Annotated in this window: 25 protein-coding genes; 14 read left to right on the top strand and 11 right to left on the bottom strand. The window is 64.5% G+C overall.

All coding sequences use genetic code 11. The features are described from left to right. Positions 1–114 precede the first annotated feature (114 nt). Entirely contained in the window at positions 115–1,134 is a 1,020-nt protein-coding gene (locus tag LB565_RS23815) for an LLM class flavin-dependent oxidoreductase (RefSeq protein ID WP_224588365.1), read from the bottom strand. 250 nt (positions 1,135–1,384) lie between these two features. Between LB565_RS23815 and LB565_RS23810 the strand changes: the two genes are divergently transcribed. Both LB565_RS23810 and LB565_RS23805 read left to right on the top strand, forming a co-directional pair. Continuing rightward, positions 1,385–2,140 carry a COG4280 domain-containing protein gene (locus LB565_RS23810; RefSeq protein WP_224588364.1) on the top strand — a complete coding sequence of 252 codons (756 nt, stop codon included), beginning with the start codon at positions 1,385–1,387 and terminating at the stop codon, positions 2,138–2,140. Further along, complete coding sequence (locus LB565_RS23805; protein ID WP_224588363.1) at positions 2,137–2,352, top strand: hypothetical protein; 216 nt, start codon at positions 2,137–2,139, stop codon at positions 2,350–2,352. Before LB565_RS23810 ends, LB565_RS23805 begins: the two co-directional genes overlap by 4 nt. 159 nt (positions 2,353–2,511) lie before the next feature. Here the strand turns inward: LB565_RS23805 and LB565_RS23800 are convergent, their stop codons facing one another. Further along, positions 2,512–3,144, bottom strand: a complete 633-nt coding sequence (locus tag LB565_RS23800) for a methyltransferase family protein (protein WP_224588362.1) — start codon at positions 3,142–3,144, stop codon at positions 2,512–2,514. A 201-nt stretch (positions 3,145–3,345) separates the two neighbouring features. Between LB565_RS23800 and LB565_RS23795 the strand changes: the two genes are divergently transcribed. From LB565_RS23795 to LB565_RS23775, 5 genes are all read left to right on the top strand, one after another. Further along, the gene (locus LB565_RS23795) at positions 3,346–4,131 is read left to right on the top strand and encodes a hypothetical protein (protein ID WP_224588361.1); all 786 of its coding nucleotides are present in this window, start codon (positions 3,346–3,348) and stop codon (positions 4,129–4,131) included. Positions 4,132–4,258: 127 nt separating this feature from the next. Then, the gene (locus LB565_RS23790) at positions 4,259–4,618 is read left to right on the top strand and encodes an ArsR/SmtB family transcription factor (RefSeq protein ID WP_224588360.1); all 360 of its coding nucleotides are present in this window, start codon (positions 4,259–4,261) and stop codon (positions 4,616–4,618) included. Then, positions 4,602–5,105, top strand: coding sequence for an SRPBCC domain-containing protein (locus LB565_RS23785; RefSeq protein ID WP_224588359.1), 504 nt, complete (start codon positions 4,602–4,604; stop codon positions 5,103–5,105). Before LB565_RS23790 ends, LB565_RS23785 begins: the two co-directional genes overlap by 17 nt. A 178-nt stretch (positions 5,106–5,283) precedes the next feature. Then, positions 5,284–5,961: a winged helix-turn-helix domain-containing protein gene (locus tag LB565_RS23780; RefSeq protein ID WP_224588358.1), complete on the top strand. Its 678-nt coding sequence runs from the start codon at positions 5,284–5,286 to the stop codon at positions 5,959–5,961. Positions 5,962–6,006: 45 nt separating this feature from the next. Continuing rightward, positions 6,007–7,377, top strand: coding sequence for a sensor histidine kinase (locus LB565_RS23775; protein WP_224588357.1), 1,371 nt, complete (start codon positions 6,007–6,009; stop codon positions 7,375–7,377). Positions 7,378–7,398: 21 nt separating this feature from the next. Here LB565_RS23775 and LB565_RS23770 read toward each other — a convergent pair whose 3' ends face one another. Next, positions 7,399–8,268 (bottom strand): helix-turn-helix domain-containing protein, encoded by an 870-nt coding sequence (locus LB565_RS23770; protein ID WP_224588356.1) that lies wholly within the window; start codon positions 8,266–8,268, stop codon positions 7,399–7,401. 106 nt (positions 8,269–8,374) lie between these two features. Between LB565_RS23770 and LB565_RS23765 the strand changes: the two genes are divergently transcribed. The 5 genes from LB565_RS23765 (at position 8,375) to LB565_RS23745 (ending at position 14,753) form a co-directional block, all read left to right on the top strand. Next, on the top strand, positions 8,375–9,643 hold the full coding sequence (locus LB565_RS23765; RefSeq protein WP_224588355.1) for an ABC transporter substrate-binding protein: 1,269 nt from the start codon (positions 8,375–8,377) through the stop codon (positions 9,641–9,643). 177 nt (positions 9,644–9,820) lie between these two features. Continuing rightward, on the top strand, positions 9,821–10,681 hold the full coding sequence (locus LB565_RS23760; protein ID WP_224588354.1) for a carbohydrate ABC transporter permease: 861 nt from the start codon (positions 9,821–9,823) through the stop codon (positions 10,679–10,681). Continuing rightward, positions 10,678–11,514, top strand: coding sequence for a carbohydrate ABC transporter permease (locus LB565_RS23755; RefSeq protein WP_224588353.1), 837 nt, complete (start codon positions 10,678–10,680; stop codon positions 11,512–11,514). Before LB565_RS23760 ends, LB565_RS23755 begins: the two co-directional genes overlap by 4 nt. 66 nt (positions 11,515–11,580) lie before the next feature. Further along, positions 11,581–12,666 carry an ABC transporter ATP-binding protein gene (locus LB565_RS23750; protein ID WP_224588352.1) on the top strand — a complete coding sequence of 362 codons (1,086 nt, stop codon included), beginning with the start codon at positions 11,581–11,583 and terminating at the stop codon, positions 12,664–12,666. 53 nt (positions 12,667–12,719) lie between these two features. Then, positions 12,720–14,753 (top strand): aldo/keto reductase, encoded by a 2,034-nt coding sequence (locus tag LB565_RS23745; protein WP_224588351.1) that lies wholly within the window; start codon positions 12,720–12,722, stop codon positions 14,751–14,753. Between the two features lie 242 nt (positions 14,754–14,995). Here the strand turns inward: LB565_RS23745 and LB565_RS23740 are convergent, their stop codons facing one another. Then, a complete protein-coding gene (locus LB565_RS23740; RefSeq protein ID WP_095769876.1) occupies positions 14,996–15,424 on the bottom strand; it encodes an Lrp/AsnC family transcriptional regulator in 429 nt (142 codons plus the stop codon). A gap of 129 nt (positions 15,425–15,553) precedes the next feature. Here LB565_RS23740 and LB565_RS23735 point away from each other — a divergent pair, with 129 nt between their 5' ends. Then, positions 15,554–16,657, top strand: coding sequence for a saccharopine dehydrogenase family protein (locus LB565_RS23735; protein ID WP_224588350.1), 1,104 nt, complete (start codon positions 15,554–15,556; stop codon positions 16,655–16,657). 168 nt (positions 16,658–16,825) lie between these two features. Here the strand turns inward: LB565_RS23735 and lpdA are convergent, their stop codons facing one another. From lpdA to LB565_RS23715, 4 genes are all read right to left on the bottom strand, one after another. Continuing rightward, the gene (gene lpdA, locus LB565_RS23730) at positions 16,826–18,223 is read right to left on the bottom strand and encodes a dihydrolipoyl dehydrogenase (protein ID WP_224588349.1); all 1,398 of its coding nucleotides are present in this window, start codon (positions 18,221–18,223) and stop codon (positions 16,826–16,828) included. Between the two features lie 196 nt (positions 18,224–18,419). Beyond that, positions 18,420–19,808 carry a dihydrolipoamide acetyltransferase family protein gene (locus tag LB565_RS23725; RefSeq protein WP_224588348.1) on the bottom strand — a complete coding sequence of 463 codons (1,389 nt, stop codon included), beginning with the start codon at positions 19,806–19,808 and terminating at the stop codon, positions 18,420–18,422. 1 nt (position 19,809) lies between these two features. Further along, positions 19,810–20,823, bottom strand: coding sequence for an alpha-ketoacid dehydrogenase subunit beta (locus tag LB565_RS23720; RefSeq protein ID WP_224588347.1), 1,014 nt, complete (start codon positions 20,821–20,823; stop codon positions 19,810–19,812). Positions 20,824–20,825: 2 nt separating this feature from the next. Further along, positions 20,826–22,058, bottom strand: coding sequence for a 3-methyl-2-oxobutanoate dehydrogenase (2-methylpropanoyl-transferring) subunit alpha (locus LB565_RS23715; protein WP_224588346.1), 1,233 nt, complete (start codon positions 22,056–22,058; stop codon positions 20,826–20,828). Between the two features lie 435 nt (positions 22,059–22,493). Here LB565_RS23715 and holA point away from each other — a divergent pair, with 435 nt between their 5' ends. Next, on the top strand, positions 22,494–23,540 hold the full coding sequence (gene holA, locus LB565_RS23710) for a DNA polymerase III subunit delta (RefSeq protein ID WP_224588345.1): 1,047 nt from the start codon (positions 22,494–22,496) through the stop codon (positions 23,538–23,540). A gap of 98 nt (positions 23,541–23,638) precedes the next feature. On the opposite strand, the gene LB565_RS23705 is transcribed toward holA, so the two are convergent. The 3 genes from LB565_RS23705 to LB565_RS23695 all read right to left on the bottom strand — a co-directional run bounded on the left by LB565_RS23705 (position 23,639) and on the right by LB565_RS23695 (position 26,667). After that, positions 23,639–24,424, bottom strand: a complete 786-nt coding sequence (locus tag LB565_RS23705; protein WP_224588344.1) for a DUF2182 domain-containing protein — start codon at positions 24,422–24,424, stop codon at positions 23,639–23,641. Positions 24,425–24,458: 34 nt separating this feature from the next. Next, positions 24,459–25,091, bottom strand: coding sequence for a DUF1326 domain-containing protein (locus tag LB565_RS23700; RefSeq protein ID WP_411970687.1), 633 nt, complete (start codon positions 25,089–25,091; stop codon positions 24,459–24,461). A gap of 682 nt (positions 25,092–25,773) precedes the next feature. After that, positions 25,774–26,667 carry a ParB/RepB/Spo0J family partition protein gene (locus LB565_RS23695; RefSeq protein ID WP_224588342.1) on the bottom strand — a complete coding sequence of 298 codons (894 nt, stop codon included), beginning with the start codon at positions 26,665–26,667 and terminating at the stop codon, positions 25,774–25,776. Positions 26,668–26,679: the final 12 nt, after the last annotated feature.

The following is a 26,679-nucleotide window of genomic DNA, read 5'->3' as shown; positions in this document are numbered from 1 at the left end:
TTGCGACATCGTTGGCGCGAGCCACCTCGAAAGCGCAAGTTTCAAGCCATGCCAAAGCTATCTTAGCGCATATGCCCTTGCGGGGGAGATTACGCGTTTTGCCGTTTCGCCACCTCACCGCCAGCCCAGAGCCGGCGCGACGTGCTTCAGGATCGACTCGATGACATGGGCATTATAGTCGACGCCCAACTGGTTGGGCACGGTGAGCAGCAGCGTGTCGGCCTCGGCGATCGCCTCGTCCGCCTTGAGCTGCTCCACCAGCTTGTCCGGTTCGGCGGCATAGGTGCGGCCGAAGACGGCGCGCTTCTCCGGCTCGATATAGCCAAAGTGGTCCTCGCCCTCGCTGCCGCCGAAATAGGCGCGGTCCATGTCGTTGACCAAGGCAAAAATGCTGCGGCTGACCGAGACGCGCGGCTCCCTGGCATGGCCTGCTTCCTTCCAGGCGGCGCGGTAGGCTCTTATCTGCTTGGCTTGCTGGACATGCAGCGGCTCGCCGGTCTCATCGAATTTCAGCGTCGAGCTTTGCAGATTCATGCCGAGCTTGGCCGCCCAAACCGCAGTGGCGTCGGTGGCCGCGCCCCACCAGATGCGCTCGCGCAGGCCCGCCGAGAAGGGTTCGAGCCTGAGCAGGCCGGGCGGGTTCGGGAACATCGGCCGCGGATTGGGCTGGGCAAAGCCTTCGCCGCGCAGCAGGTCGAGGAAAATCTCCGAATGCCGGCGCGCCATGTCGGCGTCGCTCTTGCCCTCTTCCGGCACGTAGCCGAAATAGCGCCAGCCATCGATCACCTGCTCGGGCGAGCCGCGGCTGATGCCGAGCTGCAAACGCCCGCCGGCGATGAGGTCGGCAGCACCCGCATCCTCGGCCATATAGAGCGGGTTCTCGTAGCGCATGTCGATGACGGCGGTGCCGAGCTCGATGCGCTTGGTCTTGGCGCCCGCGGCGGCAAGCAACGGAAACGGCGAGGCGAGCTGCCGGGCAAAATGGTGGACGCGGTAATAGGCGCCGTCGGCGCCGAGCTCCTCGGCCGCGACCGCGAGGTCGATCGATTGCAGCAGCGCGTCGGCGCCCGAGCGCGTGCCCGATTGCGGCGAGGGCGACCAATGCCCGAACGACAGAAATCCGATCTTCTTCATGGCTCCGTTCCTGCTGGAGCGGCCCATCGACCGCTTAAAACTTCTTTTGCTCCAGCAGATAGCCAGGGCAGTGCCGCGATACAACGGACACCGAACGGATACAGACCATCAATGAGTTCTCCAATAGTCCGCTGCCGCCGCCTCGCCTCACGCGGGACCAGATCGGATCATCTGCGGCGTTCTCGCCGGCGCCGGAGCGCTGTATCGTTCCCGCCGACCGGATGATTCCCGAGCATTGGACGAAGCCTGCATGCATGGTCTGACACCCATATTTTCCACCGTGACGGCCTCGTTCCTGGCCTCCTTCGTTGAAGTGGTCGAAGCCTTCACCATCGTGCTCGCCGTCGGCGTGACGCGCAGCTGGCGTCCGGCGCTGACCGGTGCGGCGCTGGCGCTCGCGCTGCTGGCGGCGCTGGTGCTTGTTTTCGGGCCGCTGCTGGCGCTCGTCCCCATCACCGTCCTGCAATTCGTGGTCGGCCTGCTTTTGATCCTGTTCGGCATGCGCTGGCTGAGAAAGGCAATCCTGCGCAGCGTCGGCGTCATAGCGCTGCATGACGAGGAGCAGGCCTTTTCCAAGGAGACGGCCGCCTTGCAGCGGCAGGCCGCGGACCGCCGCGCCGACTATCTGGCGGCCGTCGCGTCGTTCAAGGCGGTGCTGCTCGAGGGCGTCGAAGTGGTGTTCATCGTCATTGCCGTCGGCGCCGCGCATGGCCAGACGCTCTATGCCGGCCTCGGCGCGCTGGCGGCCTTTGTGCTGGTGATGCTGATCGGCCTTGCCGTGCACCGGCCGTTGGCACGTGTACCCGAGAACTCACTGAAATTCGTCGTCGGTCTGATGCTGACCAGCTTCGGCGTGTTCTGGACCGGCGAAGGCCTCGGCGCCGAATGGCCGGGCGCCGATCTCGCTCTGCTCGCCATCTTCGCCGTCATTGCCGTTGCATCCTTCGCCATCGTGCGCTGGTTGCGCGGCGCTCACCCGGCGCCTGCCGAAGGTGTAGTCCGATGACCGTGATCCGCCTCGTCTTCAAGGAACTCGTCGGCATGTTCGTCGACGACGGCAGCCTTGCGCTGCTGGCGCTGATCCTGATCGCGCTGATCGCTGCGGCGGTTAAATTGCTGGCGCTGCCGCCGCTCGTTGGCGGTTTCCTGCTTCTCGCCGGCTGCCTAGCAATTCTCCTGGAGAGCACCCGCCGCGCCGCGCGCGGCAGGGCGCGTTGATGAAACCAGACCGCTAAAGGTGTGTTGAGATTCAGGTCAGGCCGAGTCGAAAATGATGGCTTCCGAGAACCGGAGCGGGAGCGTACTTAGAGTACGCGAGCACCGGAAGCGCAGGGGGCCATCATTTGCAGGCCGGCCTCACCTGAAGATCAGCGCACCTTAATAGACCGTGAAAAGCGTTGGCAGGTCCCCGCTGAGGCGCAAATACTCGACCGCCTCGATCACCGGAAACAAAGCCAGGAAATAGAGCCCGTCGCGGAACGTGTTCCGCAGCGCGCCCGTCGAGAACAGCCACTGCGCCTCGTCGCGGTAAAGCAGCGGATTCGGCCAGAAGGACGGTGTGCGTTCGGCATAGGCCGCGTAAGCCGCACCGAATTTGCCGGCGAGATACTCGGCCTCCTTGCGCGCGGTGAAGCGGAAGACGAGGAAGCTCGCCAGGCCGAGCATGACAGCCGCCAGCACCGAACCGAACATCAGCCCGATGCCGGCTGTGCCGACGGTCGAGAAGAAATAGAGCGGGTTCCGGGTCATAGAGAACGGGCCGGACACGACCAGCTCGTCATTCTTCCTGCCGCCGACGAAGAGGATGCTCCACAGCCGGCCGAGGAAGCAGATCAGCACCATCACAAACCCGATCGTCTCCAAGGCTTCGTGTCCGTTCGATCCTTCGGCCAGCGCCGGCTTGCTGAACAGGAGCAGGATTACGGCAAGCACGGCGGCCACCTGCACGACGATCAGTCGCTTATGCTGGTCGAACGCTTTCGGCGCCGATTTGGGAGATGTGTAGGCCATTCCTTCTCACCGCTCCGGTGCCGGCAAGGGCACCGAGGCTTCTCTAGCTTCTCTGCCGCGTGATGGCGAGGCCCGGCGGATGTTTTTGGCGGATCTTACGAATTTGTAAGGGCGCGGACAGGCTGCGGTGAATTCGCCTGCCTAGTCTGACGATCGCTGCCGAACGCAATTTTTCGGGCGCGAATGGAGACGGACATTGCCATGACCGCGACAATCATCGAACACGACTCCGAATTGAACCGTGTCCCGGACGTCACCATCGATTTCTGGCTGATCAAGATCATGGCAGTCACCATGGGCGAGACCGCCGCCGATTATCTCGCCGTCAATCTCGGCCTCGGCCTTACCGTCACGTCGCTCATCATGGCCGGCATTCTGGTCGTCGCCCTCGCCCTGCAATTCGCGCAGAAGCGCTACGTGCCCTGGGCCTATTGGCTGGCGGTTGTCCTGATCAGCGTGGTCGGCACGTTGGTCACCGACAACCTGGTCGACAATTTCGGCGTCCGGCTGGAGACGACGACGATCGTCTTCTCGGTCGCCCTCGCACTGACTTTCGCGGTCTGGTACGCCAGCGAAAAGACGCTGTCGATCCACACCATCTTCACCACCAGGCGCGAGATCTTCTACTGGCTGGCGATCCTCTTCACCTTCTCGCTCGGAACGGCGGCCGGCGATCTCGTGGCCGAGCGCTTCGACCTGGGCTATCTCGCCACCGGCCTCATCTTTGGCGGCCTGATCGCGGTGATCACGCTTGCCTGGTTCTTCCTCGGCCTGAACGCCGTCCTGGCCTTCTGGCTTGCCTATATACTAACCCGGCCGTTCGGCGCCTCCTTCGGCGACCTGCTCTCGCAGCCGGTGGAATATGGCGGCATGGGCTTCGGCACCACCTTCACCAGCCTGACCTTTCTCGGCTGCATCGTCGCCATCGTTCTCCACATGACGCTGAGAAAACTGATCGACGAAGACGAGCAGGCGCTCCTCGACTAGGGCATGTCGAGATTCACCGTAAGTCACAGCAGCGAGACGGCCTTGGTTTGGGCGGAGACGGCCGGCAGCGCCCTACGCCCGCCATCCCCTTGCGCGCCGCTCATTCATGAGCTAGATACTGAACCAAATGGTTCAGTATTCGAAGCCCCGCCTCGATGTCTCGTTCGCCGCGCTCTCGGACGCCACACGGCGCGGCATTCTGGAGCAGCTCGGACGCGCGGAAGCCTCGATCACGGACCTTGCCGAGAAATTCCACATGACCCTCACGGGCATGAAGAAGCACATCGGCATCTTGGAACAGGCAGGGCTCGTCACCACCCGGAAAGCCGGGCGGGTGCGGACCTGCAAGCTCGGCCTGCGTGGACTGGAGGAAGAGGCGGCCTGGATCGAGAGCTACCGCCGGCTTTGGGACACACGCTTCGAAGCGCTGGACGAGGTTGTCGAGGAACTGAAACGGAAGGAGGAAGTCGATGGAAGAACGGAGTGAGCCCGCTCGCACGACGGTGGAACGGAGGTCCGACCGTGAGCTGGTCGTTACGCGAACGTTCGACGCCCCGGCGCGCATCGTGTTCGAGGCGTGGACCAAGCCCGAACTGTTCCGGCGGTGGTGGGCGCCGAACTCGATGGGCATGATCCTGCGTTCCTGCGAGATGGATGTTCGCGTCGGGGGCGGGTACCGTTTGGCGTTCGGCCATGATGCCTCGAACCCCGCCGAGTTCTTCGGCAGGTATATCGAAGTGGTGCCGTACTCGCGCCTCGCCTGGACCAATGACGAAGGCGGCGACGGTGGACCCGTCACCACGGTGACCTTCGAGGAAAAGGGCGGCAAGACGCTGCTGGTCATGCACGAGCTCTATCCCTCGAAAGAAGCTCTCGACGCTGCCGGCACCGGGGCGGCCGATGCGATGGACGAGACCTTCGGGCAACTGGACGAGCTTCTCCTCACCCTGGGCGCGAGCGCGGGACGACCATGAAATTGTCGCTCTCACGGCCGGCAGCCTGGTTCTTCGCCGTCGTCCGGTCGCGACGGATACCAGGTCGGTCTAGGGTGTGTTGAGATTCAGGTCAGCGTAAGCGCCCTCTCGCAAGAATGTGTAGCGGTGTTCGGTCTGAAAGTTCGTAAAAACAAGGTGGCAAGGACAGTACCGGGCGATGCGACTTCTGCTTGTTGAAGACGATCCGAGAACCGCCGACTATATCGTCAGGGGGCTGGCCGAGGCCGGCCATGTCTGCGATTTGCTGCGCGACGGCCATGACGGGCTCTTCGCCGCGACCCGCAACGCCTATGACGTGATCGTCGCCGACCGCATGGTGCCCGGCCTCGACGGCCTGTCGATGATCAAGGCGGTGCGCGCCGCCGGCATCCGCACGCCGGCTATTTTCCTGACCTCGATCGGCGGCGTCGACGACCGCGTCGAGGGCCTCGAAGCGGGTGGCGACGACTATCTGGTCAAGCCCTTCGCCTTTTCCGAGCTGCTTGCCCGCATCCATGCGCTCGGCCGCCGGCCGGCGGCGCAGGAGCAGAAGACCAACTTACGCGTCGCCGATCTCGAAATGGATCTGATCCAGCGCCGCGTAACCAGGCAGGGCCAGCCGATCGACCTGCAGCCGCGCGAGTTCAGCCTGCTCGAAGTGCTGATGCGCGGCGAGGGCCGCGTCATCACCCGCACCATGCTCCTGGAACGCGTCTGGGATTTTCACTTCGACCCCAAGACCAGCGTCGTCGAGACGCATATCAGCCGGCTCAGGGCCAAGGTCGACAGGCCCTTCGACGTGCCGCTGATCCACACCGTGCGCAACACCGGCTACAGCCTGCATGTTCCGGCCTGACATCGCATCCGCAATTGCGGGGCGGCCAATCCACTTCGCGGTCACATGAACGGGACGCGCTCCAGCCTGCTGCGCAGCACGCCGTTCAGGCTGGCGCTGACCTTCGCCTTCCTGTTCCTGCTGGCTTTCATCCTGTCCGGCGCGATCGTCTATCAACTGATGAGCGCCTCGCTCGCCAGGCAGCTCGATCAGTCGATCAAGGAGACCTATTCGCTCATCGCCGCGACCTATGCCGAGAGCGACAAGGAGGATCTCGTCGCCACCGTCAGGGACCATGCCCAGTTCAGCCAGGACAAGGACGAAATCTTTTCCCTGACCGACAAGGACGGCGACCGCCTCGCCGGGGATTTCACCGCCACCGGATTGCCGGACGGCTTTTCCATGTTCGCCGCCGACCTGCCGGGTGTGCCGCCCGATACCGAGTATCGCGCCTATTCGGGCACGGTCGGCGACAACAAGCTGACGGTCGCCTTCTCGCTAGCGGAAACCCAGGATCTCGAAACCATCATATTGATGAGCTTCGGCTGGGCCACGCTCTTCATCACCGTTCTGGCGATCGGCGGCGGCGCTGTGCTTGCCTCGCGCGTCCAGCGCCGCCTCGACGGCATCGCCAGCACCATGGTCGACGTCTCGCATGGGCGTCTCGATGCTCGCATCCCGCTGACCGGCAATGGCGACGACATCGACGCCGTCTCGGCCCAGGTGAATTCCGCGCTCGATCGCCTGTCGGCCCTGGTCGACGGCATGCGCGAAGTGAGCGCCAACATCGCCCATGATCTCAAGACGCCGCTCAACCGGCTGCAGATGATCCTGGAATCGGCCGCCGACAAGACGGTGTCGGGCGAGGATGTTTCGACCGAGCTGGCCGACGCGCGTGCCGAAAGCCAGCAGATCAACAGCACGTTCGATGCCTTGCTGCGCATCGCCCAGATTGAGGCCGGCGCCCGCAAGGCGCGCTTCGTCGACCTCGATGTCGGGCCGGTCGTCGAGACCATCGGCGATGTCTATGCCGATGTCGCCGAGGACGATGGCAAGTCCCTGTCCACGATCGTTCCGGATACGAAATGGTATGTGCACGGCGACCGCGACCTGCTGATGCAGATGCTGGCCAATCTGGTCGAGAACGCGCTCAGGCATTGCCCGCCGGGCACCGCGATCGAGCTCTCGGTGACCGGCGGAAGCGGCCATGTCCTCATCCACGTCCGCGACAATGGCCCGGGCATTCCCGCCGAGGAGCGCGAAAAAGTGTTCCGCCGGCTCTATCGGCTCGATGCCAGCCGCACGACGCCCGGCAGCGGCCTAGGCCTCAGCCTTGTCAAGGCGGTGGCCGACCTGCATGGCGCCGCGATAATGCTCGAGGACCGCAATCCGGGTCTCGGCGTCACCGTCAGCTTTCCGTCCGTCGCATCCGCCTGATGATCCCGCTAACGCGATCCGTTACCGCGCCCCGCCCGCCCGGCGGAAATCGGAAGGCGACATGCCGGCGAGCTTGCGGAACGACTTGTTGAAGGCGCTGAGCGAGCCGAAGCCCGAATCCATGGCGACCCTCAGCACATTGGCGTCCTCATGCATCAGGAGCGCCTGGGCGTAGCTCAACCGCAGCAGGTTGACATATTCGTTGAGCGTCATGCCGGTCGATTTCTTGAACAGGCTCATGGCGTATTTGGGATGGATGTCGGCAGCCGCGGCGATGGTCACGCAGTCGATGTCGTAGAGGAAATTCTCGGCGATGAAATCGCACATGCGCCCGACATTGCGCGAGGACTGCTGGTCGAAGGCATTGCCGGCGCCTTGCCCAGCCACCCTTTCCGGCACCAGCCGGTAAGGCTCGAAGCGCACCCGCTCGAGCCGAAGCAGCAGCTCGTTGACGGCGTGCTCGGCCCTGGCCGGATCGCCCGAGCGCGCATATTCGTTCCAGCGCTTGAAATTGTCGTTGTCGGACTGGTCGGTCGCATTGGTCACCAGCGTCGCGCCGGTCATCAGCCGATGGCGTATGTCGGCCGGCAGATGCAGGCGGAAGAAATGCACCAGCGGCAGATGCGCGCCGGCATAGACGGCGTCGTCGGAAAGGTCGTCCATCTGATGCGGCAGGCCGCCCCAGAACAGGCACATCTCGCCCGCCGAGAGCGAAATCTCGTGCTCGGCCATGCGGTAATGCACGCGGCCCTGCACGATGAAATTCACCTCCACCTGGGCGTGCCAGTGCGCCTTCAGCATCACCAACGGGTGGTTGTAAAACATCTGCAGCATGAGCGGCAGTCCTTCGACGCTGCTCGCGCCAGGCTGGTAGAACGGACGCTCCGGCATCTTACTTTCCGCCAACTTCTTATTCCCTCTGACGGCGACAAGCCTTCCGCGCCGCATAGTCTAGCCACGCTCACAGTGAGAGAGCAAATGAAATGGGAGGATTTCAATGCGCACTACACTGACCTGCGCCGCGCTTATGCTTGCCCTGGGTTCCGGCCCGGCCCTGGCGCAGTCCGGCGAGATCACCATCTGGAGCTGGAACATCGCTGCCTCGTCCCTGAAGGCGACGGTCGAGGGCTTCAACAAGAAATACCCCGACATCAAGGTCACGGTTCAGGACCTCGGCAACCAGCCCACCTATGACAAATCGATCGCCGGCTGCGCCGCCGGCGGCGTCGGCCTGCCCGATATCGTCTCGATCGAGAACGGCGAGGCGGAGAATTACTGGAGCCAGTTCCCGGACTGCTTCGTCGACCTGCATACGCTGGGTTACACGGCGGAAGACCAGAAGAAATTCCCCGATTTCAAGCGCACCGAGCTCGAAGTCGGCGACAAGGCCTATGCGATGCCCTGGGATTCCGGCCCGGTCGCCGTCTTCTACCGCCGCGACTTCTACGAGAAGGCAGGCGTCGACCCGGCCTCGATCAAGACCTGGGACGATTTCATCGCCGCCGGCAAGAAGATCCAGGACGCCAATCCGGGCGTGTCGATGACCAATGCCGATTTCAACGGCGACACCGAATTCTTCCGCATGATTTCCAACGAGCAGGGCTGTGCCTATTTCGCCGAGGATGGCCAGTCGATCACCGTGGCCGAGCCGAAATGCGTCGACGCCATGACCAAGGTCAAGGAAATGAAGGACGCCGGCGTCGTGTCGTCGGCCGACTGGTCGACCAAGATCACCAACAACACCGCCGGCACCGTCGCCAGCCAGGTCTATGGCGGCTGGTATGAAGGCACGATCCGCACCGAATCGCCGAAGGAAAGCGGCAAATGGGGCGTCTATCTGATGCCGAGCCTGACCGCCGACGGCCCGCGCGCCGCCAATCTCGGCGGCTCGTCCCTGGCCATCACCTCGGCCTCGAAGAACAAGGAAGCGGCCTACGCCTATCTGAAATACACGCTGGAAACCAATGAGGGCCAGATCACCATGCTGAAGGATTTCGGCCTGGTGCCGTCGCTGATCTCGGCGCTCGAGGATCCTTACGTCTCGCAGCCGCAGACCTATTGGGGCGGCCAGGCCGTGTGGAAAGATATTCTGGCCACGCTGCCCAAGGTGGTGCCGAGCCGCGGCACGCAATTCCAGAGCGACGCCGAGATCATCGTCCGCGCCGTGCAGACCAAATATCTGGCCAACGGCTATCCCGACGCCAAGGCCGCGCTCGACGATGCCGCCAAGCAGATCGCCGCGGCGACAGGTTTGCCGGTTAAATAGGCGCCGCTCCCCCTTCTCCTCTTGTGGGAGAAAGTGGATTGGCGCGCAGCGCCAAGACCGATGAGGGGTGTTCCAGCGGAGTGAGACGTTAGCGTTCCCTGGAACACCCTCATCCGGCCGCTTCGCGGCCACCGTCTCCCACAGGGGGAGAAGGAAAGACAGACGAAAGGAGGAAGAATGCGCACCCAGAACGCCACCGCGTACCGCTTCCTCACGCCTTACCTTCTGATCTTCGCCATCTTCTGGATCTGGCCGATCATCTCTTCCTTCATCATCTCCTTCCAGGCGACGCGCACCGTGCCGTGGCGCTTCGCGCCGGCCTTCAACTGGGGTCGCCTTATCGGTGACCCGGCCTTCTACAACGCGCTGAAGAACACGCTGCTGATCCTGGTCATCCAGGTGCCCGTAATGATTGCGCTGGCGATCGTCATGGCGGTGCTTTTGAACTCGCCGCTGCTCAAGGCGCGCGGTCTCTACCGCTTCGCCTTCTTCGCTCCGGTCGTGGTCGGCGAGGTCGCCTATTCCGCCGTCTTCCGGCTGATGTTCAGCCTCGATTTCGGCATCGTCAACAAGCTCCTGGAGAGCGTCGGCCTGGCCAAGATCGACTGGTTTTCCAACGTCACGCCGGCCATGGCGCTGATCATGATCGCGGTGACCTGGCGCTGGGCCGGCTACAACGCCATCATCATCCTGGCCGGCCTGCAATCGATACCCGAGGACGTCTATGAGGCGGCGACGCTCGATCGCGTCAGCCGGGTGAAACAGTTCTTCCACATCACCTTGCCGCTGCTGAAGCCGGTCATCGTCTTTTGCGCCGTGCTGTCGATCATCGGCACCATGCAGCTCTTCACCGAGCCATTCCTGATCACCGAGCGCGGCGGGCCGGGCGGCGGCACCGAGACGCTCGGGCTGCTGCTCTACCGCCAGGGTTTCCGCTCGCTCAATTTCGGCTACGCCTCGGCCGTCGCCTACACCATGGCGGGTTTGGCGATCGCCATCACCCTGGTGCAGCTCTGGTTGATGAGGGAGCCGAAATGACCTCGCGCTCGCGAGCAAGGCTCGGGCGCGTCATTGCGCTGCATCTTTTCCTGACGCCGCTGGCGCTGGTCTGGCTGTTCCCGCTGTGGATGATGGTGGTGTTCTCCACCATGCCCGACAACGGCATTTTCAGCCCCGGCATCGAGCTTTTGCCGCACGACAATTTCCTCGACAATGTCGCCAACCTGCAGCGCGACACCAATTTCATCGGCGCCATCGGCATCTCGGTTTCGGTGGCGGTGACCTACACGGTCCTTTCGGTTCTGCTCACCTCGATGGCCGGCTGGGCGCTGGCACGCTACGAGTTCCACGGCAAGGGCGCGGTTGTCGCCATCATCTTCGGCACCATCACGCTTCCCTATGCGGTGGTGCTGATCCCGCAATTCATCATGGTGGCGCGCGACTTCGCCTTGGCCAACACCTGGATCGCGCTGATCGTGCCGCCGCTGTTCAATTCGCTGGGCGTGCTCTTCATGCGCCAGGCCTTCTCGATGATGCCGGCCGAGCTGTTCGACGCCGCCCGCGTCGAAGGCGTCAAGGAATGGCGCATCTTCCTGTTCGTGGCGCTGCCGCTGGCCCGCCCGATGCTGGCGGCGCTTGCGATCATCCTCTTCCTCGCCTCGTGGAACAATTATCTCTGGCCGCTGCTGATCAACAGCCAGCCGGGCGCGATGACCGCGCCGGTGGCGCTCGGCACGCTGATCGGCCTGACCAAGGTTTCGTGGGGCGGCATCATGGCCGGCGCCGTCATGCTGACGGTGCCGATGCTCATCGTCTTCGTGCTGTTGCAGCGCCATTTCATCGCCGGCATCGCCGCCGGCGCGGTCAAATAGGAGAACGCGAGATGCCTCGCCGACTGGGACACAGAATGATCCAACCTAGCCACATCCCGCTCTGACATGGCGGCTGTCACCCTCACCAATGTCGTCAAACGCTTCGGCACTTTCGAAGTCGTCCATGGCGCCAACATCGACATCGCCGACGGCGAGTTCATCGTCTTCGTCGGGCCCTCCGGCTGCGGCAAGTCCACGCTTTTGAGGATGATCGCCGGGCTGGAGGACATCAGCGGCGGCGACATCGCCATTGCCGGCAAGGTGATGAACGATGTCGAGCCGGCCGACCGCGGCATCGCCATGGTGTTCCAGTCCTACGCGCTCTATCCGCATATGACGGTCGAGCAGAACCTCAGCTTCGGGCTGAGGATGAACGGCAATCCGAAGGCCGACACCGATCGCCGGGTGAAGCGAGCGGCGGAAATCCTGCGCATCGACGAATTGATGCAGCGCCGGCCGAAGCAATTGTCCGGCGGCCAGCGCCAGCGCGTTGCCATCGGCCGCGCCATCGTGCGCGAGCCGCAGGTCTTCCTCTTCGACGAGCCGCTGTCGAATCTCGACGCCGAGCTGAGAGTCCAGATGCGGGTCGAGATCTCGCGCCTGCACAAGGAACTCGGCGTCACCATGATCTATGTGACGCATGACCAGACCGAGGCGATGACGCTGGCCGACCGCATCGTTGTGCTCAAAGCCGGCAATGTCGAGCAGATCGGCGCGCCGCTCGACCTCTATGACGACCCGGCCAACCGTTTCGTAGCCGGCTTCATCGGCTCGCCGAAGATGAATTTCCTCAGCGCCAAGGTCGTCGAGACGACGAACAGCGCCGCGATCATCGAGCTCGCCCATCACGGCGGCACCAGATTGCGCAAGCCGCTTTGCGAGACTTTTCCCGCCCTTGGCGCCGAGGTGGTGCTCGGCGTCAGGCCGGAGCATTTCTTCGAGGCCGGCGAGGGCGATTGCGACATCCCGGTCAAGGCCGACGTCGCCGAGCATCTGGGCTCCGTGAGCTATGTCTATGCCAATGCCGGACCGGAGGAGCTGATCGTCGAGCGCGAGGCCTCGCGCCAGCGCGCCAGCGGCGACCATTTCACGGTCTCGATCAAGGCCGAGCGTTCGCTGCTCTTCGACAAGGCGGGCGCCAGAATCCGCTGAGTTTCTTATCCGCCCGACCCCAAGGCGTGACGGCGATCCATGGAGTATTTGATATGACATCCGCATCTGGAAAAATCCGCTGGGGCATCCTCGGGCCCGGCAGCATCGCCAAATCCTTTGCGGGCGGCGTGGCGGGGTCGCGCAACGGCGAGCTGGTCGCGCTCGGCGCCCGCAATCCCGCCAAGCCGGGCTTGGCCCAGACCTTTCCGGGCGCACGCATCCTCGACGGCTATGAGGCGCTGCTCGCCGACGAAAACGTCGACGCGGTCTACATTTCGATCCCGCATCCCGGCCATGCCGAATGGGCGATCAAGGCCGCCGAGGCCGGCAAGCATGTCTTGTGCGAAAAGCCGCTGGCACTGACCGCCTTCGAGGCCGACGCCATGATGCATGCGGCGCGCAAGGCCGGCACGTTTCTCGGCGAGGCCTTTATGTACCGGCTGCACCCGCAGACGTTGAAGCTGGTCGAGCTGATCAAATCGGGCGCCATCGGCGAGGTGCGCATGATCAAGTCGAGCTTCGGCTTCGCCATGCCGGGTTTCATGCCCGAGCACCGGCTCTATGCCAACGACATGGCCGGCGGCGGCATCCTCGATGTCGGCGGCTATCCGGTGTCGATGGCGCGCCTGATCGCGGGTGCGGCCGCGGGGCAGCCCTTCCTCGAGCCCGTCAAGGTGGTGGGCGCTGCCCATCTCGGCCAGTCCGGCGTCGACGAGTGGGCCTCCGCGCTGCTCACCTTCGCCGACGGCATCGTCGCCGAGATCTCCTGCAGCATTTCGCTCAACCAGGACAATGTGCTGCGCATCTTCGGCACCAAGGGTCAGATCGAGGTGCCCGATTTCTGGTTCGCCGGTGGCAACCGCGACGTCGGACCGGGCCGGATCGAGGTGATCCGGTCCGGGGCGGCTCGCGAAGTGATCAGCCTCGGCGAGACCCGCCATCTCTATTCCTTCGAGGTCGATGCCGCCGGCGAGGCGATCCTTGCCGGACGGCAGGAGTTCGCCTGGCCGGGCATGGCCTGGGCCGACAGCCTCGGCACGCTGCGTGTTCTCGACAAATGGCGCGCCGCGGTCGGGCTGGAATATGACATCGAAAAGCCGGCTAAGCGCGTCAACACGATTTCGGGCCGGCCGCTGCGCACCCTTGGCACCGCCATCGGCAAGCGCGCCATCCCAGGCCTGCCGCGCGCAGTGTCGCTTCTGGCGCTCGGCTTCGAGGATTTCCGCACCTTCTCCTCGGGCTCCATCCTGCTGGACGCCTATTTCGAGGCCGGCGGCAATCTGTTCGACACCGGTTATGTCTATGGCGCCGGCTACACCGAGACGCTGCTTGGCCAATGGCTCAGGAATCGCGGCGTGCGCGAGCAGTCGGTGATCATCGCCAAGGGCGCGCATTCGCCGCTCTGTTACCCCGACGTGATTGCGAAGCAGCTGGCGCAGTCGCTCGACCGGCTGCAGACCGACCATGTCGATATCTATTTCATGCATCGCGACAATCCGGACGTGCCGGTCGGCGAATTCGTCGACGCGATGGATCGCGAGGCGAAAGCCGGCCGCATCCGCGGCCTGTTCGGCGGCTCCAACTGGACGATGGAGCGCATGGACGAAGCGATCACCTATGCCGAAAAGAACGGCAAGCAGAAGCCCGGCGCGCTCTCCAACAATTTCTCGCTGGCCGAGATGCTGGAGCCGATCTGGCCCGGTTGCGTCACCTCTTCCACGGATGACTGGAAGGCCTGGCTGACGGCGAGGCAGATGCCCAACTTCGCCTGGTCGAGCCAGGGCCGCGGCTTCTTCACCGAGCGCGCCGGCCGCGACCGGACCGACAATGAAGAGCTGGTGCGGGTCTGGTATTCGGAAAAGAATTTCGGCCGCCGCGACCGCGCCATCGAACTGGCGCGAAAACTCGGCAAGAGCCCGATCCACGTCGCGCTCGCCTACGTGCTGGCGCAGCCCTTCCCCTCGGTCCCGCTGATCGGCCCGCGCACGCTGGACGAGCTGGAGGACAGTCTTAGGGCGCTGGATGTCAAGCTGACGCCGGAGGATGTGGCATGGCTGGACGAGGGGCCGGAGAGACGGAGGGCGTAGCGCCGACGCTGGAGATTAGCGAAACCCGCCGTGACGGCCAATCTCCCCCCTTGCGGGGGAGATGCCTGGCAAGGCAGAGGGGGTGCTGTCCCGCCAGCTTCTCCAACCGGCTTACAAGTCAAGCCGGCGTGACGACCTGGCCAAGGTAGCGTTCCGTCACACCCCCCTCTGGCCTGCCGGCCATCTCCCCCGCAAAGGGGGAGATCAGCAGCTTCGCCGCCCCGCCGACATCTCGGGCGGCGCTACCGATCCACCCGCGTCGACAAAATAATCGACGACGACGTCCGCTCGACCCCATCCATCGCCCCGATCCGATCAAGCAGCGCGTCGAGGTCGCGGATCGATGGCGCGTCGACGATGACGATCATGTCGAAATTGCCGCTCACCGAATGCACCGTGCGCACCGGCGGCATCGCCGCGAGGCTGCGCACCACCTTGTCGGCGAGCTTCGGCGTGACGGTGAGCAGGACATGCGCCTTGACCAGCCCTTGCTCATAATCGGGCGACAGCCTGACCCCATAGCCCGTGATGATCCCGCGCTGCTCCAGTCGCTCGATGCGGCTCTGCACCGTGGTGCGCGACACGCCGAGCTGGCGCGCGAGCTCGGCGGTCGAGGCGCGAGCATTGGCGCGCAACAAGGTAAGCAGGGCCTGTTCGGCTTCACTGATCATTTCGACGTAACCTCTCGGCATATCGCTCAAAGTTGGGCGTCATATTGCCAGATTTCACGCTTCCTTTCGACAGGCAAGCTGCGAAGATTCCCGCCACATCGCAATCAGGATTGGCAGGGGATATTGATCATGAAGAACATCGTTGTCGTCGGCGCCGGCAAGATCGGCTCGACCATCGCGGAAATGCTGAGCGCCACGGGCGACTACGACGTCACGCTGGTCGACCGCTCGGCGGCTCAGCTTGCCGCCGCCGAACTGCCGGCCGGCGTTGCGACGCAGGAGCTCGACGTCGTCGCCTCGGGTGAGCTCGAAAACGTGCTTGCCGGCAAGTTCGCCGTGCTGAGCGCAGCACCCTTCCACCTCACCACGCGCATCGCCGAGGCGGCCGCCGCCACCGGCGTGCACTATCTCGACCTCACCGAGGACGTCGTCTCGACCCGTCGCGTCAAGGAGCTGGCGCGTGACGCCAAGAGCGCCTTCATCCCGCAATGCGGCCTGGCGCCGGGCTTTATCTCGATCGTCGCCAACGACCTCGCCAGCCGCTTCGACACCCTGGAAAGCGTGCGCATGCGCGTCGGCGCGCTGCCGCAATATCCCTCCAACGCGCTGAACTACAACCTCACCTGGAGTACCGATGGCGTCATCAACGAATATTGCGAACCCTGCGAGGCGATCGTCGAGGGCGAGCTGATCGAGGTGCCGCCGCTGGAGGAGCGCGAGGAATTCTCGCTCGACGGCGTCACCTATGAGGCCTTCAACACGTCCGGCGGTCTCGGCACTTTGGCCGAGACGCTGAAGGGCAAGGTGCGCACGCTGAACTACCGCACCATCCGCTATCCCGGCCACGCCGCGATCATGAAGGCACTGCTCAACGACCTTGGGCTCCGCCACCGCCGCGACGTGCTGAAGGACATCTTCGAGAGCGCGCTGCCGGCGACCTTGCAGGACGTGGTCATCGTCTTCGTCACCGTCTCGGGCCGCAGGAACGGCCGCCTGCTGCAGGAGACCTACGCCAACAAGATCTATTCGCAGCGCGTCGGCAACCTCGTGCGCAGCGCCATCCAGATCACCACCGCCTCCGGCATCTGCGCCGTGCTCGACATGCTGGCCGACGGCTCGCTGCCGGCGAAGGGTTTCGTGCGCCAGGAGGATATCGCGCTCGACACCTTCCTCGCCAACCGCTTCGGCCGCGCCTATGCCCAGCACGAGATGGTAAGCCGGCTCGCGAGCTGAGCTGTGTAATCTCCCCCCTTGAGGGGGAGATGTCGCCGAAGGCGACAGAGGGGGTCCCCGCGCGTGGAGCGCTAACCTCCATCTGTCGCAAGGGAGGTCGCATCCAGTCGCACCGACCCCCTCTGGCCTGCCGGCCATCTCCCCCTCAAGGGGGGAGATTATACAGCCCTAAACATGCAGCGCGTGCCCCAGCGCCTTCAGCGCCGCTTCCTGGAAACCTTCGCCCTGCGTCGGATGCGCATGGATGGTGCCGGCGATGTCCTCCAGGCGAGCGCCCATCTCCAGCGCCAGGCCAAACGCCGCCGACAGTTCCGACACGCCCTGCCCGACCGCCTGGATGCCCAGCACCAGATGATTGTCGGCGCGAGCAACGACGCGCACGAAACCGTCCTCGCCCTGCTTCGTCATCGCGCGGCCGTTGGCGGCGAAGGGGAACTGGCCGATCTTTATCTCGCCGGCGAGCGCTTTCGCCTCTTCCGGCGTGAGACCGGTGGCGACCAGCTCCGGATCGGTGAAGCAGATCGCGGGAATGGCGCGCTTGTCCCAGCTTCTTTTGTGGCCGGCGACGATCTCGGCCACCATCTCGCCCTGCGCCATCGCCCGATGCGCCAGCATCGGCTCGCCGGTGACGTCGCCGATGGCAAAAATGCCGCGCATCGAGGTGCGGCACTGGTCGTCGATGCGGATGAATTTTCCTGCCATGTCGAGGTCGATCTGCTCCAGTCCCCAGCCTTCGGTCAGCGGCTTGCGGCCAACCGTGACCAGGATCCTGTCGGCGGCGACCTTGGCGTTCTTGCCCTCGGCGGTTTCGACCAGCAGCGCATCGCCCTTGGTTGATAATCCCTTGGCCTTGACGCCCAGCATCACCTCGACGCCGAGCTCGCCGAGCCGCTTAAGCACCGGTCGGGTGAGTTCCGCATCATATTGCGTGAGCACGCGCGGCAGGGCTTCGACCACGGTGACCTTGGCGCCCATCTTGGCGAAGGCCATGCCGAGCTCCAGCCCGATATAGCCGCCGCCGACGACCGCGAGCTTTTCCGGCACTTCGCTCAGCGCCAGCGCCTCGGTCGACGAAATGACCGGGCCGCCGAAAGGCAGGAACGGCAATTCGACCGGCACCGAGCCGGTGGCGATCACCACGGTCTCCGCGTGGATGACCTGCGTGCCGGTCTCGGTCTCGACCTCGACGGTCTTGCCGTCCCGAAACGTCGCCCAGCCTTGCACGGTTTTCACCTTGGCCTTTTTCAAAAGTCCGGCCACGCCGCTGTTGAGCCGGCTAACGATGCCGTCTTTCCATGCGATGGTCTTGGTCAGGTCGAGCGTCGGCGCACCGACCTTGATGCCCAGCGGATCCTTGCCGCCGGCCATATGCGCGATCTTCCCGAACTCTTCCGCGGCATGGATGAGCGCCTTGGACGGGATGCAGCCGACATTGAGGCAGGTGCCGCCCGGCTTGCCGAACTCGACGATGACCGTGTCGACGCCGAGCTGGCCGGCGCGGATGGCGCAGACATAGCCGCCCGGCCCGGCGCCGATGACAAGCAGCTTGCAGGAGATTTCTTTCATGAGGCCACGCCATTTTGGTTGGAGGAGACCCCCTCATCCGGCCGCTTCGCGGCCACCTTCTCCCCAAGGGGAGAAGAGGACAGTGGAGGCGCCGGCGACCTCCTCTCCCATCGGGGAGAGGTCGGATTGCCCCGAATTGCTCTTCGCAATTCGGCTGGCAATCCGGGTGAGGGGGTCTTTGCGACCATTGTCATTTTCAATCCACAAAGATCAGCGCCGGCGTCTCCAGCAGCGCCTTGATGCGCTGCACGAACACCGCGGCATCCCAGCCGTCGATGACGCGGTGGTCGAAGCTGGACGACAGGTTCATCATCTTGCGCGGGATGAATTGCGTGCCGTCCCACACCGGCCGCACCATCATCTTGTTGACGCCGATGATCGCCACTTCCGGGTAGTTGATGACCGGCGTCGTCGCCACGCCGCCCATGGCGCCGAGCGAGGTGATGGTGATGGTCGAGCCGGAAAGCTCCTCGCGGCTCGCCGTGCCGGCCTTGGCCGCATCGGCCAGCCGGTTGACCTCCGCCGCGCAATCCCACAGGTCGCGCGCCTCGGCATGTTTCACCACCGGCACCACCAGCCCGTTCGGCGTCTGCGCGGCGATGCCGATATGGATGCCTTCATGCTGGTGGATGATGCCGGCATCGTCGTCGAACAAGGCGTTGAGGTTCGGCTGCTCGCCAATTGCCCTGACCATCGCCCGCATCAGGAAAGGCAGCAGCGTCAGCTTGGGCCTTTCCGTCCCCTTGGCGCCGCGCTTCTCCTTGTTGAGGGTGGCGCGCAATTCTTCCAACGCGGTGACGTCGATCTCCTCGACATAGGTGATGTGCGGGATGCGCGATTTCGCCAGCGACATCTTTTCGGCGATCTTGCGCCGCAGCCCCACGATCTTGATGTCCTCGATGCCGTCCTTCCGGGCAAGCCCGGTGGCGCGGGCGACTTGCGGGCCGCGCGCGAGGAACGCATCGATGTCCTCATGGCTGATGCGCCCGGCCGGACCGCTGCCCGCAACCTGGCGCAGATCGATGCCGGCTTCCTTGGCGCGCAGGCGGACGGCCGGCGAGGCAAGCGGCTTCTCGCCTTCCGCGCGCGGCGCGCCCGAAAGGCTGGGCATGGCGCGATCCTTTTTAACGCCGTCATCCTCGGGCTTGTCCCGAGGATCTGCCGACCTGCGTGGATGCGACGCCGCCAGTTCCGGGGAACCAGCGGATCCTCGGGACGAGCCCGGGGATGACGGCGCTGCGTCTTGCGCAGGCTGGAGGGGAAGACGATCGCCATGGCTCGCCCCAGCTGGGATGCCGTCGGCACCATTCTCACCTGGCGACGTGTTTTTCACATTGCCTTCGCTGGCCACCTTCAGCCGCACGATCGGCGAGCCGATCGCCACCGTGTCGCCGATCTCGGCCCCGAGCCAGAGGATCTCACCGTCGACCGGCGAGGGGATCTCGACGGTTGCCTTGTCGGTCATGACGGCGGCGAGAACCGTGTCCTCGCGCACAAGGTCGCCGACCTTGACGTGCCATTCGACAAGCTCGGCTTCGGCGACGCCTTCGCCGACATCGGGCAGCTTGATGACGTGCTCCCCCATCTCAGGCCTCCATGGTTTCGACAAGGGCGCGCCCGACCCGCGCCGGACCGGGGAAATAATCCCACTCCTGCGCATGCGGATAGGGCGTGTCCCAGCCGGCGACCCGCGCCACCGGCGCTTCCAGATGGTAGAAGCAGTTCTCCTGCACCAGCGAGACCAGCTCGGCGCCGAAGCCGGAGGTCAGCGTCGCCTCATGCACGACGACGCAGCGGCCGGTCTTCTTCACCGAGGCGACGATCGCCTCGAGGTCGAGCGGCAGAAGCGTCCTGAGGTCGATCACCTCGGCGTCTATGCCGGTCTCCTCGGCCGCGGCCTGCGCGACATAGACCATCGTGCCGTAAGCAAGCACGGTGACCGCCGAGCCTTGCCTGCGGATCGCCGCCTTGCCGAGCGGGATCGTGTAATGACCGTCGGCGACCTCGCCCAGCTCATGCTTCGACCATGGCGTCACCGGCTTGTCGTGGTGGCCGTCGAACGGCCCGTTGTAGAGCCGCTTCGGCTCGAGGAAGATCACCGGATCCGGATCCTCGATCGCCGCGATCAGCAATCCCTTGGCGTCATGCGGATTGGAGGGGACGATCACCTTCAGGCCGGAGACATGGGTGAACAGCGCTTCCGGGCTCTGGCTATGCGTCTGGCCGCCGAAAATGCCGCCGCCGGTCGGCATGCGCACCACGATCGGGCAGGTGAAGTCGCCGTTCGAACGGTAACGCAACCGCGCCGCCTCCGATACGATCTGGTCGTAGGCCGGATAAACATAGTCGGCAAACTGCACCTCGACGCAGGGCCGCAGCCCGTAGGCGGCCATGCCGATGGCCGAACCGACGATGCCGGATTCACTGATCGGCGCGTCGAAACAACGGCTCTTGCCGTATTTGGCCTGCAGGCCTTGCGTGGCACGGAAGACGCCGCCGAAAAAGCCGACATCCTCGCCATAGACGATAACGCGCTCGTCGCGCCCCATCGATACGTCCATGGCGTCACGGATCGCCTCGATAATGGTACGCCTGGGCATGATCAGACCCCCGCCTGCTGGCGCTGGCGTCTCAGATGCGGCGGCATCTCGGCATAGACGCCCTCGAACATGTCCCGCGTCGACGGCTTGCCGCCGGCATGCAGGGTGCCGTGACCCTCGGCCTCCTTCTGCGCCGCAATCACCGTTTCGAGAATCTCGGCCTCCGCCTGGGTGTGGCGATCCTCCGACCAGACGCCTTTATGGATGAGATGGTTCTTCAGCCGGATCACCGGATCGCCGAGCGGCCAGGCGTCGGACTCGGCCTTCGGCCGGTAGGCCGACGGATCGTCGGAGGTCGAATGCGCCCCGGCGCGGTAGGTGACGTATTCGACCAGCGTCGGCCCGAGATTGGCGCGCGCCCGCTCGGCCGCCCATTTGGCCACGGCATGGACGGCGAGGTAGTCATTGCCGTCGACGCGCAGCGACGGGATCCCGAAGCCGAGCCCGCGCGCGGCAAACGTGCCGGAGCCGCCGCGCGCGATGCCCTGGAAGGTCGAGATCGCCCACTGGTTGTTGACGACGTTGAGCACGACAGGCGCCTTGTAGGTGGAAGCGAACACCAGCGCCGCATGGAAGTCGGACTCCGCCGTCGAGCCGTCGCCGATCCAGGCCGCGGCAATGCGCGAATCGTTGGAGATCGCCGAGGCCATCGCCCAGCCGACCGCCTGGATATACTGCGTCGCCAGATTGCCGGAGATCGAGAAGAAGCCGTGCTCCTTCGACGAATACATGATCGGCAGCTGCCGGCCCTTCAGCGGATCGGCCTCGTTGGAATAGATCTGGTTCATCATCGTGACCATCGGATAGCCGTCGGCGATCAGAAGGCCGGCCTGCCGGTAGGTCGGGAAATTCATGTCGCCGGGCTTTAGCGCCTTGCGGAAAGCGCAGCTCACCGCCTCTTCGCCCAGATGCTGCATGTAGAAGGAGGTCTTGCCCTGGCGCTGCGCCATCTGCATGCGCGCATCGAAGGTCCTGAGCGTCATCATATGGCGCAGGCCTTCGAGCAGCTCCTCGTCGCTGAGCAGACCGGCCCACGGCCCGACGGCCTCGCCGGCGCGGTTCAGCACGCGGATGATGGAGAAAGCCATGTCGCGGATGCTGCGCGGATCGACGTCGATCTCCGGACGCGGCACCGAGCCCGCCTTGGGAATGGTCACATTCGAGAAGTCGGGCGTGCCGCCGGGCCGCACCTCGGGCTCGGGCACATGGAAGCGCAACAATCCAGCGTCGGCCATGAGCTCACATCCTCCAATGTCGCCGGTGCGATCTTTGCACATCCGCGCTGTCATTTCATCGGGCGAGAAGGCGGTCGTCCTCCCGGTCGTCGGCCTCGCGGAACCGATGCGGCACGCAATCGCCAAGATGCAGATATGGCGACGAAATTTCTTGTCGATGTTGTAGGGCCGCGCGCAATTTGGCGGAAGTTTGCGGGGCGATTGCCGCCAGAAAATGCGATTGGGAAGTGGGACGCGGCCTTCCCCTTCTCCCCTTGTGGGAGAAGGTGGATCGGCGCGCAAGCGCCGAGACGGATGAGGGGTGTTCCAGCGGAGTGAGGCGTCGGCTTTCCCTGGAGCACCCCTCATCCGGCCGCTTCGCGGCCACCTTCTCCCACAAGGGGAGAAGGGGAAGACGCTGGTTCCCTTACCCCGCCCCGTGCTAACTCACCCGGCATGGCACAGAAGAAAGGATACGAGGTCGATTCGTGGCTGGCGAGGCCGGATCCGACCATGGCAATCGTCCTGCTTTACGGCCCCGACCGCGGCCTTGTCGCCGAGCGGGCGAAAACCTTTGCCGCGAAAACCGGCCTGCCGCTCGATGACCCGTTCTCCGTCGTCAGGCTGGACGGCGCCGAAGTCGACCGCGACGAGGGTCGGCTGCTCGACGAAGCGCGCACCGTGCCGATGTTTTCCGACCGGCGGCTGCTTTGGGTCCGCAACGCCAGCGGCCAGAAGGCGCTTGCCGACGACATCAAGGCGCTGACCGCCGAGCCCGCACGCGACGCCATCATCCTGATCGAGGCCGGCGACCTGAAGAAAGGGACCGGCCTCAGGGCCATCGTCGAGGCCGCGGGCAACGCGATCGCCTTGCCCTGCTACGCCGACGAGGCCCGCGACCTGGATACGGTGATCGACGACGAATTGCGCAAGGCCGGCATGTCGATGACGCTGGACGCGCGCCAGGCGCTGCGGCGCAATCTCGGCGGCGATCGGCTCGCCTCGCGCGGCGAGATCGAGAAGCTGGTGCTTTATGCGCACGGCCACAAGGAGATCGACGTCGACGACGTCAACGCGCTGTCCGGCGATGTCTCCGGCGCTTCCTTCGACGCCGCGGTTGACGCTATGCTGGACGGCAAGGTGGGCGACTTCGACATCGCCTTCAACCGCCACTGCCAATCGGGCGGCCATCCCTTCCTGGTGCTGTCCTCGGCGATGCGGCAATTGCAGGCGATCCAGCTGATGCGCGCCCAGATGGAGACCGGCGGCCGCAACGCCGCCTCGGTCGTCGCCGGCGCCCGGCCGCCCGTCTTCTTCTCGCGTCGCAAGCTGGTGGAAAAGACGCTGGAGCGCTGGAACAGCGAGGCGCTCGGCCGCGCGCTCGGCCGGTTGCAGACGGCGGTGCTGCAGACACGCAAACGACCCGATCTGTCGGAAGCGCTGGCACGGCAGGCGCTGCTCGGCATCGCCATCGAAAGCGCGAGACTGGGGCAACGCGGCTGATCGCCTCCCTTGAGGGGGAGATGTCGCCGCAGGCGACAGAGAGGGGGCCTCGCGCGTGAGGCGCCAACGCGTTCCTTTCGTCCGAGGGTCGCCTTCGATCAACTCATTATTATCGTGTCCGCCGGCTGGAAGGTTGGCAGCGCCTGCGGAAAGACCAGCACCGTCGCGCCGTAAAGAAGCAGGGCGACGCCCGATACCTTCGCTATTCGCTCTCCATGCGGGAGGGTCTTCTCCGCAAAGACCAGCAGCGTGACCACAGCCATTGCAGCGACGTTCATGATCCCGAGCGGGAAGAGGGCGAGAAACAACAGCCAGCAACAGCCCAGGCAAAAGAGCCCATGCTGCAGGCCCATGCGCACCGCGCCCCACCGCCCATCGCGCCATGAGGTCAGGATGAAACCGATCGGCGAGCGGCATTTGGCGAGGCACAGATCTTTCAACGGGGAGAGTTGATAGGCGCCCGCCACCATCAGCAACGCGCCGCCGATGCGCGCGGCTGTCGCTGCGGACAATCCCACATGCGCGGCAAGCATCTCCGCGCCCGCCGCGCCGGCAAAGGCGAGAACGCCCGTCGACGCCCAAACCAGCATGTAGCCGGCCACGAACACCCAGGTCGAGACAAACGCCTGGCCGCGCCCCCGTTTGCCGCTCTGGACCTGGTGAAAGGTCAGGATCATGGGCGCGACCGCGGGAAACATCATGGCAATCATCATGATCAACCAGACGGCGACAAACAGCGCGGCCGTCATGCCCATGGTGGGCGAGTACATGTCCAGGCGCATGCCCGCGTCCATGCCCGTCTGCTGCCGGACAAGCAGCGCCCACGCCGCCGCTGCGGCGGCGATCAGCAGCGCGAGGACAATGTTTCGCTGCAATGTCAGCATCGGTGATGCCCATCCCGACTATGCGCGGCAACGACTACTGCTGGCCGGACCAGTTGATCGGGGCGTAGTGTCCGTTCCGGCGGGAGTTGTCCCAACTCATGCCATGGTCGCTGAAAGTGTTGCCTTCCATTCCCATCGCCATACCGAGCCAGTCGGGGTTGACGGGATGGCCGGAGGCCACCCACATCTCGCCGTCCTCGCGCATTGTCGGCAACGGTTCGACGGCCAGCTGCATCACGCCGGCAATCTCCACCGACCGCCTCTTGCCGTCGATCTGGTATCTGATCGGCACCTTCTTCGCTCCGAAATTGGTGCTGATCATCGGCGCGAAGGCAGCCATCGGCCCGCCCGCCGCGCCGGTGAAGATGGCGCCCAGTGCTTCTGTTTGGCTGTCGTCCGCGCGTTCGTCGATATAGGCGGCGGCCGTCCAATTGCCGTCCGCCATCGGACCCGGCGTGTGCGCAACCATCGCGACGTTGAGCCCATCCAATTGGACGTCGCCGTAATTGCCCTTATCGACATGAAAGACCAGAGCGACGTCGCAAACGCCTTTCGTCGGCTTCGATGTCAGCTGCGCATTGGTGGACAGCAGGCAAGGACACACGACATCGCAGCTGCAGTTCTCGAAATAATTTCCAGACAATCGCCAACTGACCGCCATTTCCACCTCCCGTTTGCGTCAGGCGCGTCGGGCATATCGCTTTGGCAAGGCGGTGCCGTTTCCACGAACAGTAGCGAAGCGGCAGACAGCCCTCATCGCGAGTGATCGGCACGCTAGGGCGTAATTTAAGTTAGAACTAATGGAGGGTACGCCGTTGCCTTGGGGTGTCAAGCGGTGGTCGCCGGGGAGCCTGGAACGTTCAGGTGCTCAGCCGCCAGGTAGATTCCAAGTGGCTGTGATGCAGACGCGCAAAAAGCCGGGCATAGCGGTCGGAGCTTGGTGATGATAGTCTCTTGCCATGAGATATCTGATCCTTCGAAACCTTGCGACCTACGTGGGATTTTGCACGTGGTGTTTGTTTTTCTCTGCCGTCGCAACAACCCTCGTCTACTACACCTCGTCGCCAAATCCGAATGTGCACTGGTGGGGCAATTTTTGGGGCGGTACCTTCGGCTTGGCTATAAGCACGCTCGTCATTCCCGCCATCCCCCGCCGCATGGCAAGGCGGAGCGAAGCGCCCGATCCCTTGTAGAAACCCGATGGGTTCGCACCGCTGCAAGCGGCATCATGTCCGCTGCGTGGACTTGGCGAGACGGGCTTGCCTTTATGCCTATCACAGATATATCAGGCGTATCCAGCCTTAAGCCAAAACCTCAGATGCCGGCAAAAATCGTTACGCAGCAGCCGCCTACCGCTCGTCCTTCAGCCGCCGGCAGAGCTCGTCGAGCTGCTCCAGCGAGCGGTAACCCACCTTGAGCGTGCCGCCCTTGCCCTTGTGCTCGATGCTGACGATCATGCCGAGCGTGTCGGTCATCAGCTTCTCCAGCGCCAGCGTGTCGGGGTCTTTCTCGGGAGCGCTCGCGGCGGACTTCACCTTGGCCGGCGTCGGACCGGCGGGCATCTGGGCAAGCGCTTCCGCCTGGCGTACCGAAAGCCCCTCCTTGACGATGCGTTTGGCAAGTCCGGCCGGGTCCTCGGCGGTGACCAGCGTGCGGGCATGACCGGCCGACAGGTCGCCATCGACCAGCATGCTCTGGATGACATTGGGCAACTTCAGGAGCCTCAGCGTGTTGGCGACATGGCTGCGGCTCTTGCCGATCACCTGGCCGAGATCGGCCTGGGTGTAGCCGTGCTCGTCGATGAGCTGCTGATAGCCTTGCGCCTCCTCGACCGGATTGAGATCGGCGCGCTGCACGTTCTCGATGATCGCCAGCTCCAGCGCGGTGCGGTCGTTGACGTCGCGCACGATGATCGGGATCTCGGTCAGGCCGGCGCGCTGCGCCGCCCGCCAGCGCCGCTCGCCGGCGATGATTTCGTAGCGGCCGGGCAGCGAGGGCGAGGGGCGCGCCACCACCGGCTGCACCACGCCATGCTCGCGGATCGACTGGGCGAGGTCGGTTAGCTCGGCATCGCCGAAATGCCGGCGCGGGTTCTTCGGGTTCGGACTGACGAACTCGATCGGCACCTTGCCGTCGGCCGCCACCGCCGGGCTCGGCTTTTCCGGCGCCGCCGGACGGTCGATTTCGCCGATCAGCGCCGCGAGGCCCCGGCCCAGTCTTTTTCTCGATTGGTCTTCGCTCATTATACTGTCCAG

This window comes from Mesorhizobium sp. CA14 (genome assembly GCF_020165195.1).
GTDB lineage: Bacteria > Pseudomonadota > Alphaproteobacteria > Rhizobiales > Rhizobiaceae > Mesorhizobium.
This window is presented reverse-complemented; position numbering and strand designations above follow the sequence as displayed.